The sequence below is a fragment of the Mesorhizobium sp. P2_D5 genome, assembly GCF_056404355.1.
This window is the reverse complement of record NZ_JBFUEE010000007.1, coordinates 146,820-162,484: the sequence shown is the minus strand read 5'-3', so window position 1 is coordinate 162,484 and position 15,665 is coordinate 146,820. Positions and strand designations below refer to the sequence as shown.

General features: G+C 62.7%; 18 protein-coding genes. 3 read left to right on the top strand and 15 right to left on the bottom strand.

Translation table 11 applies throughout. From position 1 onward, the window contains the following. Positions 1-50 precede the first annotated feature (50 nt). A complete protein-coding gene (locus AC1DYW_RS26790) occupies positions 51-464 on the top strand; it encodes a Kazal-type serine protease inhibitor family protein (RefSeq protein ID WP_477228197.1) in 414 nt (137 codons plus the stop codon). Between the two features lie 59 nt (positions 465-523). Here the strand turns inward: AC1DYW_RS26790 and AC1DYW_RS26785 are convergent, their stop codons facing one another. The 5 genes from AC1DYW_RS26785 to AC1DYW_RS26765 form a co-directional block, all read right to left on the bottom strand. Further along, on the bottom strand, positions 524-748 hold the full coding sequence (locus tag AC1DYW_RS26785) for a hypothetical protein (RefSeq protein ID WP_095091701.1): 225 nt from the start codon (positions 746-748) through the stop codon (positions 524-526). Between the two features lie 99 nt (positions 749-847). Then, positions 848-985 carry a hypothetical protein gene (locus AC1DYW_RS26780; RefSeq protein ID WP_477228196.1) on the bottom strand — a complete coding sequence of 46 codons (138 nt, stop codon included), beginning with the start codon at positions 983-985 and terminating at the stop codon, positions 848-850. 41 nt (positions 986-1,026) lie between these two features. After that, positions 1,027-1,293: a hypothetical protein gene (locus AC1DYW_RS26775; RefSeq protein ID WP_457153413.1), complete on the bottom strand. Its 267-nt coding sequence runs from the start codon at positions 1,291-1,293 to the stop codon at positions 1,027-1,029. Further along, positions 1,290-1,559, bottom strand: a complete 270-nt coding sequence (locus tag AC1DYW_RS26770; protein WP_095090880.1) for a hypothetical protein — start codon at positions 1,557-1,559, stop codon at positions 1,290-1,292. The genes AC1DYW_RS26775 and AC1DYW_RS26770 overlap by 4 nt, the downstream gene beginning before the upstream one ends. A 148-nt stretch (positions 1,560-1,707) precedes the next feature. After that, complete coding sequence (locus AC1DYW_RS26765) at positions 1,708-1,914, bottom strand: cold-shock protein (RefSeq protein ID WP_023809797.1); 207 nt, start codon at positions 1,912-1,914, stop codon at positions 1,708-1,710. Positions 1,915-2,698: 784 nt separating this feature from the next. On the opposite strand from AC1DYW_RS26765, the gene AC1DYW_RS26760 reads away from it, so the two are divergent. Further along, positions 2,699-4,333, top strand: coding sequence for a tetratricopeptide repeat-containing sulfotransferase family protein (locus tag AC1DYW_RS26760; RefSeq protein WP_477228195.1), 1,635 nt, complete (start codon positions 2,699-2,701; stop codon positions 4,331-4,333). Positions 4,334-4,565: 232 nt separating this feature from the next. Here AC1DYW_RS26760 and AC1DYW_RS26755 read toward each other — a convergent pair whose 3' ends face one another. From AC1DYW_RS26755 to AC1DYW_RS26710, 10 genes are all read right to left on the bottom strand, one after another. Beyond that, positions 4,566-4,919 (bottom strand): DUF1428 domain-containing protein, encoded by a 354-nt coding sequence (locus AC1DYW_RS26755; RefSeq protein WP_457153411.1) that lies wholly within the window; start codon positions 4,917-4,919, stop codon positions 4,566-4,568. Positions 4,920-5,022: 103 nt separating this feature from the next. Continuing rightward, positions 5,023-5,445, bottom strand: coding sequence for a VOC family protein (locus AC1DYW_RS26750; protein ID WP_457153410.1), 423 nt, complete (start codon positions 5,443-5,445; stop codon positions 5,023-5,025). 157 nt (positions 5,446-5,602) lie between these two features. After that, positions 5,603-5,785, bottom strand: a complete 183-nt coding sequence (locus tag AC1DYW_RS26745) for a hypothetical protein (RefSeq protein WP_095091704.1) — start codon at positions 5,783-5,785, stop codon at positions 5,603-5,605. 133 nt (positions 5,786-5,918) lie between these two features. Continuing rightward, complete coding sequence (locus AC1DYW_RS26740; protein ID WP_457153409.1) at positions 5,919-6,218, bottom strand: HigA family addiction module antitoxin; 300 nt, start codon at positions 6,216-6,218, stop codon at positions 5,919-5,921. Between the two features lie 8 nt (positions 6,219-6,226). Next, positions 6,227-6,508 carry a type II toxin-antitoxin system RelE/ParE family toxin gene (locus AC1DYW_RS26735; RefSeq protein ID WP_095090884.1) on the bottom strand — a complete coding sequence of 94 codons (282 nt, stop codon included), beginning with the start codon at positions 6,506-6,508 and terminating at the stop codon, positions 6,227-6,229. 100 nt (positions 6,509-6,608) lie between these two features. Further along, positions 6,609-8,135 carry an ABC-F family ATP-binding cassette domain-containing protein gene (locus tag AC1DYW_RS26730; RefSeq protein ID WP_457152797.1) on the bottom strand — a complete coding sequence of 509 codons (1,527 nt, stop codon included), beginning with the start codon at positions 8,133-8,135 and terminating at the stop codon, positions 6,609-6,611. Between the two features lie 253 nt (positions 8,136-8,388). After that, positions 8,389-9,294: a DMT family transporter gene (locus AC1DYW_RS26725; protein ID WP_477228194.1), complete on the bottom strand. Its 906-nt coding sequence runs from the start codon at positions 9,292-9,294 to the stop codon at positions 8,389-8,391. A gap of 168 nt (positions 9,295-9,462) precedes the next feature. Next, complete coding sequence (uvrB, locus tag AC1DYW_RS26720) at positions 9,463-12,486, bottom strand: excinuclease ABC subunit UvrB (RefSeq protein WP_477228193.1); 3,024 nt, start codon at positions 12,484-12,486, stop codon at positions 9,463-9,465. Between the two features lie 128 nt (positions 12,487-12,614). Beyond that, positions 12,615-14,261 carry a DUF2778 domain-containing protein gene (locus AC1DYW_RS26715; RefSeq protein WP_477228192.1) on the bottom strand — a complete coding sequence of 549 codons (1,647 nt, stop codon included), beginning with the start codon at positions 14,259-14,261 and terminating at the stop codon, positions 12,615-12,617. 213 nt (positions 14,262-14,474) lie between these two features. Then, the gene (locus AC1DYW_RS26710; RefSeq protein WP_457152802.1) at positions 14,475-14,828 is read right to left on the bottom strand and encodes a hypothetical protein; all 354 of its coding nucleotides are present in this window, start codon (positions 14,826-14,828) and stop codon (positions 14,475-14,477) included. Positions 14,829-14,859: 31 nt separating this feature from the next. Here AC1DYW_RS26710 and AC1DYW_RS26705 point away from each other — a divergent pair, with 31 nt between their 5' ends. After that, a complete protein-coding gene (locus AC1DYW_RS26705) occupies positions 14,860-15,645 on the top strand; it encodes a protein-L-isoaspartate O-methyltransferase family protein (RefSeq protein WP_457152803.1) in 786 nt (261 codons plus the stop codon). Positions 15,646-15,665: the final 20 nt, after the last annotated feature.

The following is a 15,665-nucleotide window of genomic DNA, read 5'->3' as shown; positions in this document are numbered from 1 at the left end:
TGGAATGGCAAGGATCGTCTTCCCGGGACGGGATCGAGGGAGAGATCAACATGAAGTTTCTGGCGACAGTCTTTTCGCGGCAAGGTTTTGCCATCCTGTTCCTGTCGGCAATTCTTGCCGCCTGCACTGTCGTCGTCGATGAGGGACCAGGGCCGCGTCCGCATCCGCCCCGGCCCGAACCGCAGTATTGCAGCAGGCAGTACGAGCCGGTCTGCGCCCGGCGCGGCGGCGACCGGCAGACCTTTGCCAATGCCTGCCTTGCCGACCGGGCCGGCTACCGCATCGTGCGCGACGGTCCATGCCGCGACGGCGGCGGTGGCGGTGGCGGTGGCGAGGAGCAGACGTTCTGCACCCGCGAATATGCTCCCGTGTGCGCACGCCGGCATGGCGAACTGCGCACCTTCCCCAATGCCTGCGAAGCCCGCGCCGCGGACTATCGCGTCATCGACGGCGGACCGTGCTGACGGGAACTGGGCGTGTTTAGCGTTTTCCCACAATGGGAAGGGAAAACCGAGGCGTTCGCTCACACCTCCGCTGGATACGCCCCGTCGGCCGGGCCAGCGTAAAGCTCGCTGCCGTCCTCGTCGGAAATGCGCAGGCGATCGGGGATTTGCGGCATGGCCAGCGTGTGGAACAGCGCGGTTGCGCCCTGCAGGGCGGCGCGCAGGTTCGGCGCTTCCAGCGATACCTTGTCGAGCGTGGCTTCGTCGGCGTCGCGCGACCGGTAGAACTCGATGACGAAGTTCAAGCGCGCCTCCGTGTGCGGGGTGTTGCGCAAACGTGTCGTGTCAGTCCGTCGCCTCACAAAGTGGGCGACGGGGGGACGCACGAGGCGCCCCTGGGCTGGTCAGCCCTTCGACTTCGGCTTCAGGCTACTCTCTGCCTGCTTGACCGACGAGCCGAACGGGGAGGCTGGCTTGGCCACGACCTTGTCCTTCTTCGGCTTGCGCATTTCGCGATTGCTTCGCTGTTGACCTTTGGACATGTCGTGCTCCTGTTGCGTGTTGGCGTGGCTTTGCTGGGCGCTCAGACGACCGGGTTGTCAGTAACGACCGGGTTGTCGGCCGGTTCGAGATTGTCTTCCGTGGTGACCCGCTCATGGGTCTCCTGCTCGCTGCGGATGCGGTATTGCGGCGAGCCGTCCTTGACCGGCAGCCTGCTCTTGATCTGGAACAGTTCCGCGGTTTTCTGGACGAGGCCGGTGCGGCTCTTCATGCGGACAGTCTGACCGATCGCAAACTGGTGCGAGGGCGTGTCGGTGCGCGGGCGCGCATTCTGCTGGAAACGGATCATGCTGCATTCTCCCTGTCGCGCTTCAGCGCTGTTTCGAGTTCGAGGTAATCGATGGCGACAAGCTGGCTGGTGGTCGGGTTTTTCACGGCCCTTGCCGGCAGATGGATGAAGGTGGCGACGCGTCGCCAGGCAAGCCGCGACATGCCCTCGATCACCTCTTCGTCGTGATCGATGTCGTAGTCGCCGGCCGGCAGCTGTCCTTCCAGTCCGCCGAGCACGAAGGGTGCCGCGAAATGGGCGATGGAGTGGGTGGTGCGATCGGTCATTGTCTTGCCTTGATGCTTCCGCAGCGGCCCTGAAAAGCAAAAAAGCGGGGACGAGCCCCGCTTTCCTATTTCCGGCAATTGCTGGAAATAAGCCGCTTTCGAGAGCTGCCAGTACATCCGTGGTCAGCGTTCATCGAATTCGGCCGGATCAGATCAGTTGCAAATTGGCGGCCGATTCGCGGCCCTTGGTGTCACGCTCCAACTCGAACTGCAGCTTCTGGCCTTCGGCGAGGCCAGGAAAGCCGGCGCGCTCCAGCGCGCTGACATGGACGAAAACGTCCTTGCCGCCATCGGTCGGCTGAATGAAGCCGAAGCCCTTCTGGCCATTGTAGAACTTTACGGTCCCGGTGTTCATGTGGGTCTTTCGAGGGGTGAGATGAGGTCGCGAAACGCGGCCAGTATCGGTGATTTGGAATGAGATTGGCGGGTCGAGAACCTCTGACGCCGCGAGGTGCCAATTCTACCCAAAGCGATCCTGTACATATAGGCCTTTGCCGCAATTTAATCAAGGCGATTTAAAATAAAAATCGGGCTTCGCTCAGAAAATTGCTTTCTGTAACTTTCAGGAAAACGATGATACAAGCCCATAGATATCAAAAATTATTTGAAGTCTGGCGGGAACATTTCTCCCGGTATTTTTGTTTTATTTACGTATGAAAGGACGAGATTTCATGATTAACGAAACAACATCGGCAGGAGCTACAGTCGCGATCGGCCCATTGGCTAAACAAGCGACGGCAACGCCCATCCTGTCGCCGCGGCTGACCGTCAGGAGTGACGAAGCGGCAAAGCGAAGGGTCGCCGATACCGACGGAACGCTCCGGCGTGCCAGGCAAGTTGCGGAGGCCAACCGGCTGATTTGATCGCTTCTGCGCTGACGGATACCAAGCGAGCCTTGAACCTGAAGCGCCGATGGCCTAGATCGGTTCATCGTTTCACTGAAACGCCGAACCGATCTATCTCCTTGTTTGGCGCAATTCCGGACGGAAAACCGTTTCATACCTTTCCCGGAATTGCTTAGATCGCGGCCGGCGGAAAAACACGGCAGGTTTCCCATTAACAGAGATCAGAGAAGAGCGGCGGGCGCGGGAGCCAGATCTGGCGCTGGAGGACAGCCACCGCTGGGGCTGGACCAGTATGTGCAGCAGGCCCTGCAGCTGCACCAGGCCGGGCGACGGCAGGAAGCCGAGGCGCTTTACCGCCAGGTACTGGCGCGCAAGCCCAATCATGCGGCCGCGGCGCATTTCCTCGGCCTGCTGCTTCACCAGACCGGGCGCAGCGAAGAGGGGCTCGATCTCATCGAACAGTCGGTGAGCCTGCAGCCCACAAATCCTGATTTCCTCAACAATTTCGGCACGGTGATGCGCGATCTCGGCCGCATCGCAGCCGCCATCGATTTCTTTCGCGGTGCGGTGGATATCCGGCCGGACCAGCTCGCGGCGCGCGACAATCTTGGCTCGTCGCTGAAGCAGCTCGGCCAGTTCGAGGAGGCCGAAGCGATCTATCGCGGCACGGTCAGTCGCAATCCCTTCCATGTCCGCGCCCGCATCGGACTTGCCGAAACGCTGCAAGAAGCCGGACGTCTGGACGAGGCGCTCGCCGTCTTCCGCGAGGCGCTGACGATCCGGCCGAAGGACGCGGACCTGCTGCACGGGCTGGGCGTCGGGCTGATGGAAAAGGGCAAGCTCGATGAAGCCGCCGACCTGTTTCGGCAGGCGCTGGCGGTCGACCCCGGCATGGCCAGAGCCTGGCTGATGCTGACGCAGGTCAAGCGCCAGAAGGAGCGCGACAGCGAATTGACCGGCATGGAGGCTCAGCATGCCAAGGCGCCGCAGGATAGCCTGGCGCGCATGCAGTTGTCCTTCGGCCTCGGCAAGGCCAATGACGATCTGAAGGATTACGGCAGGGCCTTCGATTATTTCGCCGAAGGCAACGCGATCCGCCGCAAGGGCATCGACTACGATGCGGCCAGGACGCGCGCCGAATTCGAGGCCATGAAAGCAACCTTCGATGCCGGCTTCTTCGAGAAACACAAGCCCAGCTCGATTGCCGACGACACGCCGATCTTCGTCGTCGGCATGCCGCGCTCCGGCACGACGCTGATCGAGCAGATCATCGCCAGCCATCCCCAGGTCTATGGCGCCGGCGAGCTCAACATCCTGAAGATGGCGGTAGGCAAGCAGTTTCCGTTGACCATGAAGGGCGGCTTTCCGGCCGGGATCGCCGACATGCCCGACAAGGCTTTTGCCGAGGCTGGCGAAGCCTATCTCGACATGCTGCACGCCCGCTTTCCCGGCTTCAAGCATGTCACCGACAAGATGCCGGGCAATTTCCTGCTCGTCGGCTTCCTCCATCTGATGTTGCCGAAAGCCAAGATCGTCCATTGCGCCCGCGACGCGGCGGCGACGTGCCTGTCGATCTACAAGGTGCATTTCCGCGGCGACAGCCATCGCTACGGCTACGACCTCGGCGAACTCGCCGATTTCCACAACCTCTACACCGACATCATGGCGCATTGGCATGCCGTGCTGCCTGGGGTGGTGCATGATGTGCGCTATGAGGATTTCGTCGCCGACCAGGAAGGGCAGACGCGGGCGCTTATCGCCCATCTCGGCCTGCCGTGGAACGATGCGGTGCTGTCGTTCCACGAGACCGACCGGCCGGTGCGCACGGCATCCGCCGCGCAGGTGCGCCAGCCAATGTATCAGGGCTCGGTCGATCTATGGAAGCGCTATGGCGATCGGCTCAAGCCGCTGCTGGATAGGCTGGATTAGCGCGCGGGTGGCAGATTAACCCCAGCTTCGTCATGCACGGGCGGAGCAGCCGCGAAGCGGCGTCGCGCAGACCCGAGGATCCATTCCGGGACCTCGATCGAAGGATGCGGCGGAACGGAATTCTTCACCGTTTTCAATGCTTTAACGTGACGGCATGGATCCTATGGTCTGCGCCGCGTCGCTTCGCTCCTTGCTCCGCCATAGGATGACGAAGCGATGGGGGCTCAGTTGCTCAAAGCTCGATGAAGGGCTGGAAGCCGCCGAAGATCATGCGCTTCATATCGAACGGCATGGGGCCCCAATCGGGTGTCAAACGCGGGTCGGCCATCACCTTGGCCATCACCGTGTCTCGGCTTTGCCTGGATTCATAGACCGCCCAGGCGAAGACGACGATCTCGTCGTCAGTTGCCTGAACGGCACGCGGAAACGAGGTGACCTCGCCATAGGGCACGTCGTCGCCGATACATTCGACATAGGCGAGCGCGCCGTGTTCCATCCATATGGGGCCTGCGAGGTTGGCCAGCCTCTTGTAGTCTTCGAGTTTGGCCTTTGGCACGGCAAGCACGAAACCATCGACATAGGACATGGCATATTCCTCTTGCTGAAAATCGGGCGCCGGGCCGGCAGGGATGCGACCCGGCGCAGATGAGCGCATCACTCCTGGGGAAAGAGGTGCTGTTGCTCGCCTATTACTTCACCGGGGCGTTCATCGCCCAGGCAACACCAAAGGGGTCACGCAGTTGGCCCCAGCGGTCGCCCCAGAACATCACCTGCAGCGGCACCACTTCTTCGCAGCCGGCGTCGATGGCGCGCTGCCACCAGCTTTCGATGGTGTCGTCCTGGAGATGCAGCTGCATGGTGTAGCCCTGCGGGTTCTGATGCGGGTGGCCGTGCTCGGGGTAGGCGTCGCCCAGCATCAGCGTCGAGCCATTGATGTAGAGATGGATGTGCATGGTGCGGCCTTTTTCGTCCGGCGGATAGGCAAACACCTGCTCGGCGCCGAAGGCCTTCTTGTAGAATTCAGCGGCCTTGAAGGCTCCGTCCACCTGCAGATAGGGGGTTAATCCGCCGAGCACTTTCGGCGCGGGCTGAACGGGGGTCTGGTCAGTCATGTCTTGCTCCTCTTTGCGTTTGGCTTGGCCTTGCCAACCATAGGACGCATGAGGTGACGGCAATCCTACAGGGCCGCGAAATTTTTCTCGGCCGGGCCCGGACAGACCGGGCAACCGGCGGGATTGAGCGACAGAGGCAGAGGCAGGCTGGTCGCGGTCATATGACCTTGGCCGAGAAGGTGGCCGCGCGGCGGCTGTTCTGCGCGTCGAAGAGTTCCGGAAAGCCGATGTCCTTGCGCAATTCGGCGGGCAGCGAGAGCAGGATGCGTTCGCTGCGATGGCGGGCACGTGCCGCCGCATATTGGGTTGCGATGCGACCGATGGATGAAAGAACCGACATGACATGATCTCCCTGGGTTGGCGCCGACATCATCGTGTCGGCATCCCAAGGACGCGGCAGGCTGAGGCGATCCGACAGATCGTCGGAACCTTTTTTCGCTGCACCGTCGGTGGCTCGAGGCGGGCCGCCTACCTCAAGCCGCAGTCTCCAGGCTTTCGATCGTTTCAATATCTGCCTTCTTGGCCTCTCCCTCGACAGCAAGGTCGTAGCTCGCCTGCATGTTCATCCAGAACTGCGGCGTGGTTCCAAAGAACTTCGCGAGGCGCAGAGCGGTGTCGGGCGTTACCGGTGTCGTCTCGCTGGCCAGGCGCTCGATGCGCGTGCGCGGCACATGCAGCTTCTTGGCCAATGTGTAAGGCCTCAGGCCAAGCGGTACGAGATATTCCTCGCGGAGGATTTCTCCGGGATGGATAAATGGATTGATGTTCAGCATTTGAAACCTCAATGGTAGTCGGTTATTTCCACATCCTCGGCCTGCCCGTCCACCCAGCGAAAGCAGATGCGAAATTGATCGTTGATGCGGATCGAGTGCTGACCCGCACGGTTGCCTCTCAGCGGCTCAAGCCTGTTGCCTGGAGGCGTCTTCAGGTCTGATAGTTCGGCGGCATTGTCGATCATGAACAGCTTCCGCTGGGCTGATCGGACTAGGTCCGACGGGAAACCCTTCGGAGCCTTGCCGTTTGATACGGCCTCGCTGGTCTTGTCCTTGAACGAGCGTATCATCTGCCGTATCCGATATACGTATCTTTGCATGATACGTCTCGGAAGTCAAGAGAACGTCTCATGCCATGATACGATTGGCGTTTCATCCTGCCGCCAACCCTCAGCCACCCGCTTCGGCCACCGAGCGGAAGAAGTCCTCGGGATCCTCGACTTCGGTCAGCCGCCGCTTCTCGATCAGCCAGAAGCGGTTGCCGATGGCGCGGATGAAGGAGCGGTCATGCGAGGCGAGCACGCAACTTGCCTGATGCTCCAGCAGCTCCGCTTCCAGCGCTTCCTGGCCGTCTATGTCGAGATGGTTGGTCGGCTCGTCGAGCAGATAGAAATTGGGGTTGGCGAGCCTGAGCGCCAGCATCATCAGCCGCGTCTTCTGACCGCCGGACAGCACGCGGATCCGTCGCTCCTGCATATCGATGCCGACGCCGGCGCCGGCGAGCAGCGAGCGGGCGCGCTGTTCGCCAACATCGTAGCGGCGCGAGACCATCGCCAGCGGCGTGTCGTCGCCGCCGATGCCCGACAGCGCCTGGTCGCTATAGCCAAGCACGGTCGACGGCGTCACCTTCACGTTCTGCACCGCCTCTGGCTCGAGGATGGCGTTGCGGATCAGGGTGACGAAGCGCGACTTGCCGACGCCATTGCAGCCGAGCAGGACAATGCGATCGCCCTGGCAGATGTGGCGCTTGCCGGTCCTGAACAGCAGCGTTCCATCAGGGGTTTCCACTGCGGCGTCCTCGAGCGTGATTAGCACCTTTGCGTGGGTGCCCCGATTGGCGAGCTTGATCGCGCCAGCCGATTTCTCGCGATGCGCCGGGGCAGCCGCCTCTTCCAGGCGCTCGGCGCGTTGATTGAGCTGCTTGGTCTTGACCGTCAGCAAGTCACTGCCCGAATTGATGCCGATGTTGTTGAGCTTGGCGGCCTGCCGGCGCAATTGCTGCGCTACCTTCATGTCGCGCTGGAACTTGCGCTCGGTCGAGGCGTCGACGTCGTCGAGAGCCTGCCTTGCCCTGGAGTAGGGCAGGGCAAACACCGGCGACTGTTCCGGGCGTAGGAAGAGGGTCCGGTTGGTGGTGGCGTCGAGGAAGGCGCGGTCGTGGCTGGCGACGACGACGGGCACCTCGCGCGGCAGCGTGTTCAGCCAGGTTTCGAGCTGGCTGATCCTGGCCAGGTCGAGATGGTTGGTCGGCTCGTCGAGCAGCAGCACATCCGGATCGGTGACCCAGACGCGGGCGATCAGCGCAAGCCGCTGCCAGCCGCCGCTCAGCGCCTGCATTTGCCGTTCGCGCATCGGCTCGGGCACGTCGAGCGAATCGAGAACGACGTCGACGCGCCACATCTCGCTTTCGGCCTGCTCAGGCGGCAAGGCATCGGCCACCACCTGGTGGAACGTACGGTCGAGAAGGGCCGATGCAACGGACTGTTCGACATGGCCGACGCACAGGCCGCGCGTGCGGCTGATGTCGCCAAAGGTCGGCTCCATCTCGCCAGTCAAGCATTTCAGCAAGGTCGACTTGCCGCGGCCATTGGCGGCAACGATGCCGAGCCGGTCGCCGGTGCCGATGGTGAGGTCGAGATTGGCAAAGAGCGGCGCACTCATGGTGACGCCGAGGGATTTGAGGCTGATCAGGGCCATTTTGATTTCTCTGGTCTTGCCGGAGCCAAGTCCGGTTCAATGCACTTTGACGGTGCGCGTGCAGGCCATCAGGCTCGGCGTTGCAACACCACGAAGGGCAGACCAATAAAATCGAAGCGGGAAAAACCCGGACCGTCCCTGGTCAGCCCTGCAAGCTAGCTCGCAGGGCAGAAATCGGGCCACGCTGACGATGGTGACGAAAAAACGTAAACACGTGAGCCCTCCTTTCAAGACGTTCGAGTACGGGAGATGACTACACCAAGGGCGAGGCCGATGGCAAGGCTGCCGCTTTCATCCGGCGCGGGAACGGGTCCAGCACCAGCACGCAGCCGGCGATGATCGCCACCGCGCCGAAGGCCTGGATGAGGGTCAGCGACTCGCCGAGCATGACCGTGCCGACCAGCACGGCGATCACGGTCACGGCAAACTCGACGCTGATCGTCCTGGTGGCGCCGATGCTGGCGACCAGGCGGAAATAGACGACATAGGTCATTGCGCTCATGACGCAGGCAAGGATGGCGAGATAGAGGAAGTCGATGGCGCGCGGCATCGCCGGCACCGGCACGGCCAGTAGGAGCGGCAGCGTCATCAGCCCGCCGAAGAGGAAGGCGGCGCTGGTGAGTTCGAGCGAGCCGGCCGAGCGCAGATGGCGGTTGGCATAGTTGCTGCCGAAGGCCGCCGAGAAGGAACTGAACAGCGATGCGGCACAACCTAGCGCGAAGGATGTCGTGACGGGCACTGCCGGGAAGCCGACGAGAATGATGATACCGGCGGCACCGAGCAGCAGCCCGGCAAGCCCGCGGACGGTGATGCGCTCAAGCCCCCACAACTGGCCGATGATCATCGAGAACAGCGGGATGGCGGCAACCAGGATGGCCGCCATCGCCGTGCCGATGCGCGGGGTGGCATAGGACAGGCCGATCAACTGTGCCGCGACCGTCGTCGCGCCGACAATGGCGAAGTGCGACCAGCCGGCGCTGAAGTCGAGCCGGCGCCTCGTTGCCACCGCCAGCAGCAGAAGCGTGATGCCGGCGATCAGCGAACGCAAGGTCACCGCACCGATCCAGCCGAAGGCATGCACCACCTTGAGCAGCACCAGGAACGACAGCCCCCAGGTGATGGCCAGGAAGACGTAGGCAGCGATGTCCTTGGGCTTCATTGTGTGGAGGGCCGTGGGGCTTGCAGGTGGAAGGAGAGAAGCTGCCACGGCCCGTATCGTTTCGACCGGCAACTGACAAGGGCAGGCGCATGGTCCAGGAAAAGAGTTGCCGATAGAAAGACTTGTGTTGGGCGGACAGCCCTTCTGTCAAAGGGGCGCGAAGGATCGCTACCGTCCCGGCCTGCCCGTCTTGCCTGGCCGGCGCTTTTCGCGGCGGGCGTCGCCGGGATCCTCATAGGAGCCAATGCCGGCGCGCTCGCGCTTGACCGGTTTGTCGCCCTCGATGGGTGTCTCGGTCCGCCGCACCGTCATCTCATCCAGCGAGTTCTTCTTGAACAGCGGTTTGGTCGTGTCACCGGGAATGCCGAAATCAGAACCGTGCGCCTCTTCGGCCGACTGCTTCTTGAACAGCGAACGGGACACCGCGCCTGCGGGCGTGGGCATGTCGGTGCCCGGACCCATGGCGTCGAGCGACGGCTTGCGGAAGAGGTTGGGCCGGGCAGCCTTGGCCGCCTCTTCGGCGGCACGTGCTGCGTCGAGCTTGCGGAAACGCTCCTGTTCCTCCGTCGTACGATGTTTGGCCACGCCCTTGTTGTGCTTGCCCTTTTCGCGGCCCGAGGCGGGACTTTGGCCTTCCATCTCGCGCGCCAGCGGGTCTTCGGAGATCGACAGTTCCATCTCGCGCAGCCGCTTGATCTCGTCGCGGATGCGGGCCGCCTTCTCGAAATCGAGATTGGCGGCGGCGTCGCGCATCTGCTTGTCCATGGCGTCGAGATGGGCCTTGAGATTGTTGCCCATCATGGCGCCGGCGCTGTCGGTGAACTGCGAGATGTCGGCGCGGACATGGTCCTTCTCGTAGACCGAATCCAGGATGTCCGAGATGCGCGACTTGACCGATTCCGGGGTGATGCCGTTGGCCGCGTTCCACTCCATCTGCTTTTCGCGGCGGCGGCCGGTTTCGGCCATCGCCCGTTCCATCGAGCCGGTGACCTGGTCGGCATAGAGGATGACCTTGCCGTCGACGTTTCTGGCGGCGCGGCCAATGGTCTGGATCAGCGAGGTTTCCGAGCGCAGGAAACCCTCCTTGTCGGCATCGAGAATGGCGACGAAGCCGCATTCGGGAATGTCGAGGCCCTCACGCAACAGGTTGATGCCAACCAGCACGTCGAAGGCGCCGAGGCGCAGGTCGCGCAGGATCTCGATGCGCTCCAGCGTGTCGATGTCGGAGTGCATGTAGCGCACGCGGATGCCTTGCTCGTGCAGATATTCGGTGAGGTCCTCGGCCATCCGTTTGGTCAGCACGGTCACCAGCGTGCGGTAGCCGGCTTTGGTGGTGTCGCGGATCTCGCCGACGACATCGTCGACCTGGCTCTTGGCCGGGCGCACTTCGACCGGCGGATCGATCAGCCCGGTCGGGCGGATGACCTGCTCGGCGAAGACGCCGCCGGCCTGTTCCATCTCCCAGCCGCCCGGTGTTGCCGAGACGGCGACGGAGAGCGGGCGCATGGCATCCCATTCCTCGAAGCGCAGCGGCCGGTTGTCCATGCAGGACGGCAGGCGGAAGCCATACTCTGCCAGCGTCGCCTTGCGCCTGAAGTCGCCGCGATACATGCCGCCGATCTGCGGCACGGTGACGTGGCTTTCGTCGATGAAGACCAGCGCATTGTCGGGAATGTATTCGAACAGTGTCGGCGGCGGATCGCCCGGCTGGCGGCCGGTGAGATAGCGCGAATAGTTCTCGATGCCGGCGCAGGAGCCGGTGGCTTCGAGCATCTCCAGATCGAAGCGGCAGCGCTGTTCCAGCCGTTGAGCTTCGAGCAGCCGGCCGGCGCGCTCAAGTTCCACCAGCCGGTGCTTGAGCTCTTCCTTGATCGACTTGATCGCCTGGTTGAGGGTCGGGCGCGGCGTCACATAGTGCGAGTTGGCGTAGATCTTGACGCTCTTCAACTCGCCGGTCTTCTGGCCGGTCAGCGGGTCGAACTCGGTGATCTGCTCGATCTCGTCGCCGAACATCGAGATGCGCCAGGCGCGATCCTCAAGGTGGGCCGGAAAGATCTCGATCGTATCGCCGCGCACGCGGAACGAGCCGCGGACGAAGTTGACGTCCTGGCGCTTGTACTGCTGCGCGACGAGGTCGGCGAGCAGCGCGCGCTGGTCGAGCCGGTCGCCGATCTGCATCTGGAAGGTCATTGCCGTGTAGGTCTCGACCGAACCGATACCGTAGATGCAAGACACCGAGGCAACGATGATGACGTCGTCGCGCTCGAGCAGCGAGCGCGTCGCCGAATGGCGCATGCGGTCGATCTGCTCGTTGATCGAGGATTCCTTCTCGATGAAGGTGTCGGTGCGCGGAACGTAGGCCTCCGGCTGGTAATAGTCGTAGTAGGAGACGAAATACTCGACGGCGTTTTCCGGGAAGAATTTCTTGAACTCGGAATAGAGTTGCGCGGCCAGCGTCTTGTTCGGCGCCAGGATCAGGGCAGGACGCTGCGTCTCCTCGATCACCTTGGCCATAGTGAAGGTTTTTCCGGAGCCGGTGACTCCGAGCAGCACCTGCGTACGATCGCTGTTGTCGACGCCCTCGACCAGGTCCTTGATCGCCGTCGGCTGGTCGCCGGCCGGTTCGAAATCCGACACCATCTTGATGGCGATGCCGCCTTCGGATTTTTCCGGGCGGGCAGGGCGGTGCGGCGTCCACAACACGCCATCCTTGTGCAGGGGATTGCCGGATTCGATCAGCGCTGACAACGCGGCCACCGTAGCGGTGACGCCGCTCGAGGTCATCGTCTCGGCTTCTTCCAGCGAGATGTCGAGGCCGGCGACCGGGTTGAGGCCGGCGGCCGTGCGCTCTCTTGCTGTTGCCGCGCCACCCATCGAGGTGCCGCGCGCGGTGCGGCCGGGCGACGACGAGCGCTCGGGAATCTTTTTCGATGGCTTCGGCGATTTGCCGCCGTCGCTCCTGCTGCCGAGGCGCCCCTCTTTCTCGGCTTCCTGCTCGATCTGCTCGGCCCAATCGGCGATCGAACCAGCCAGCGGCGTGCCCGACAGTTCGGCCTGCGGGATCTCGGCAAAGCCGCCCTTGTGCAGCGGCTCCGAGGCGTCGAGGAAATCGGTCAGCGGGCTGCGCCGCTTCGGGGCGGCGCGGTCGTCACTCGCCGTCGGCGGCGTTTTTTTGTCGGGGGATTTGGCCATGTCCCGAATATGGGATTTCCCGGCCAAAATGGAAAGAGCGCGATGGGGAGAGGCGTATTGGACAACGCTGCTCCTGACAGTAGGCTGTCAGGAGCAGGGCAGAAAGTGCGGCCGAATGCTTCTTGGTATTACGCGCCCCTGGCGGCGGATGCGACCTGCGTCGGCGAAGACGACAGGCGCGGCACCACAACGAGGCGCTTGATTTTGCCCTTCTTGAAGGCGGCGAGGAAGCGCGCATAGTCCTTGAAGGCGACGCAACCGCTCGACTGGGCGTAGCGGCCCCGAAGCAGGTAGGTATGGGCCAGCAGGCCGTCGCGATTGTATTTGTTGCGGCCATCGACCGGTGTCAGGCGCAAAGCCTCCACACCATGAAAGCGCGACTCGCGCAGCGACAGATTGTAGGTGTTGGGCGGTGTCGGTCCGCGGTTCTTCTGATCGGCATAGCGCGGCTGGTCCGCCATGGCGCCGACGCCCGAATGCGCCTCGAGCCTCGAGCCGTCAGGCATGTAGACGGTCTTGGCGCTGATATCGTAGACGGCGACGCCATTGCTGGCTCCGCTCGTGGAGCCCGGCGAGTTGAACAGGTTCTTGAATGCCTGGCCAAGGCCGCCGGAAGGTGTGTCGGGCTTGGCATAGGCCAGCACGTCGCCCTCGCCGGACCTGCCTTGCCGCGCCGGCCTGGAGGGCTGGGCCTGTTGAACCATCTCACGGGCGGGCTTCTGCTGCTGGACGGGCTTCGACTGTTGCTGGATGGGTTTCGACGGTTGCTGGATGGGTTTCGTCGACTGCTGTACGACCTTGGGCTGCTGTGGCGCGTCGAATTGCGGGCGCCGGGTCGGCAACGGCACGTCGTCGGTCAGCGCATCCGGCAGGGAAGCTGCATCGCCGGGCTGTGCCTCCTGGGTTTCGACAGGCGAAACCGCGACATCGGCCGAGGACTCGGTCATAGGTAGTGGCGAGGCGAACGCCTCGTCGTCGACCGGCAGCGACTGGACGAGGGCAAGCGCCAACTGTGCGTTGTCTGGCGTCTGTGCGTCCGACTGGGCAAAGCCCATCGGCTGCGGCGCCGTCTGCACGACGACGGAGCCGGTATCCATCCGGGCGAAGCGTTCGGCCGCTGGAGCCGGCATGTCATCCGACAGGCTGGCCATGACCTTGACGGACGGGACCAGGGACGCTTCAGCAATTTGCGGCGCAAGGGTGGAAATGACCGGGCGCGCGGATGCGTCGGCCGCGACGACAGGTTTTCCGGCCCCGGCAAAGGCAACGGCGAGTTTGGCCGGCGACAGCGACGCCTCCATGCGCTCGAAACGCTCTTGCGATTTCGACTTTACAACCATCGGGGCTGGCTTTGCCTGCACCACGAGGCGAGCGGATTTCTCAGCCTGCGGGTTTAACGCAGCCAGCTTGAAGCAACTCGCGCCGCATTGCACGGAATGATCGTGCAGCGCCTGCGTGCCGCCATGGGCACTGGCCAGCACGAACGGCGCCGAAGATCTCAGAAAGCGCTGCTTCAACGGATCGGCAAGGGCAAGCGCCCCCGGCATCGAAAGCGTCTGCGGCAGGCCGCCTGATGTCGCCGACAGCGAGGCGCCGACGGAACTCAGGCCAGCCATGGTACCGACCAGCCACAGGCCAATGGCCGCGCTGACACCGGGCACCGCGACCCAGCGGACGATCCGTTCAGGGTTGAAGGAAGAGGACCGTGGCGCGTCGCAGGCGGTCTCGCCGTCCCAACGCTCGTCCCCGCCAATTTTTTTACTCAAGAACGCCATGCACCAATCTTGCTCCAATCGGCTCCCACGTCCGCGGCTGTCATAGCCGCGACGACCATTCTGTGAGTGATCCCAGGTGGTCCCCGACGCGTTTATCGCGCCTGTCGTTAGTTGCCGATTGCTTCAAAATATGGACAAAGTTGGTTAATCAATCCCTCTCAAAACCAAACGAACGACGTGGACTTTTTGCCTCAAAAGGCTTGTCCACGACCATCAACGCGGCATTGGAGCCCCTCCAATCCTGTTTTGCTGCCTGTTTTTGCCGCCCAAGTCAAGCAAAACAGCCTTTGCTAATTTACCAAAAAGGCCGTTCAGCGAGTCATGCGACAATGTCGCGCGCCATTGAGTGCTGCTGAACAGGCCGTCGGCATCGGCAAAACTGTTGCCCGCCTGCCACAAATTCATCGCCCGGACGGTCGCCCCTCGACGGCCATTGACTCGTTTTGGGAGGCAGTGCAATCGGATTGAAATGCTTGGGTTTGAGGTGGCAAAGGCCACTTTTGGAGGCTTTTTAATGAAGCGTCGGGACTTCTTGACGCTGTCGGCGGGGGCGGCGGCATTTTCCATTCTTCCTGGCGCCGCTAGGGCTAGTGTGCCGGTGCCGTATGATCGCAACGCCGAAGTGCCGGTGAACGACAAGAAGGCGTTCATCGAGTGGATGGTGGCCAATCGAGGCGAGGACCCGAAGTTGCTGGCCGAGCGCTTCGATCGCTTCCAGATCATGGTCTACAACAAGGACGTGCTGGACGACCGCAACAAGCGCGCCTTCCTGTTGACGCCGCGCGAGGAGTTCGTCCTGCCGCAGAATCTGGCGCGTGCCTATGATCACGCCTTCCTCGACATCGGCTATGGCGTGACCATTTCCGGCCCGCATCTGGTCGGACGCATGACGACGGCCATCGACGTCAAGCTCGGCGAATCCGTGCTCGAGATCGGCACCGGCTCCGGCTACCAGTCGGCCTATCTGGCCAATTTGACCGACAAGGTGCACACGATCGAGATCATCAATCCGCTGGCGCAGCGCACCCGCCGCACCTATGACGCGCTGATCGAGCGCGGCTACAGCGAGTTCGGCTCGGTCACCAGCCGCAACGCCGATGGCTATTACGGCTGGGAAAGCGTTGGGGCGTTCGACAAGATCATCGTCACCTGCGGCATCGACCACATTCCGCCGTCGCTGTTGCAGCAGCTCAAGCCGAATGGCGTCATGGTCATCCCGGTCGGTCCGCCAGGCGCCCAGCATGTGCTCAAGGTGATCAAAGAAGAGCTCGCCGACGGCACGTTCAACATCGTCCGCTCGGACATCTATAATGGCAAGGTGGTGCCTTTCGTGCCCTTCACCAAGATGGAAGGCGACCAGATCGTCGGCACGCACAACAGCTGAGCCGGCCGTTTGGTAAGGCC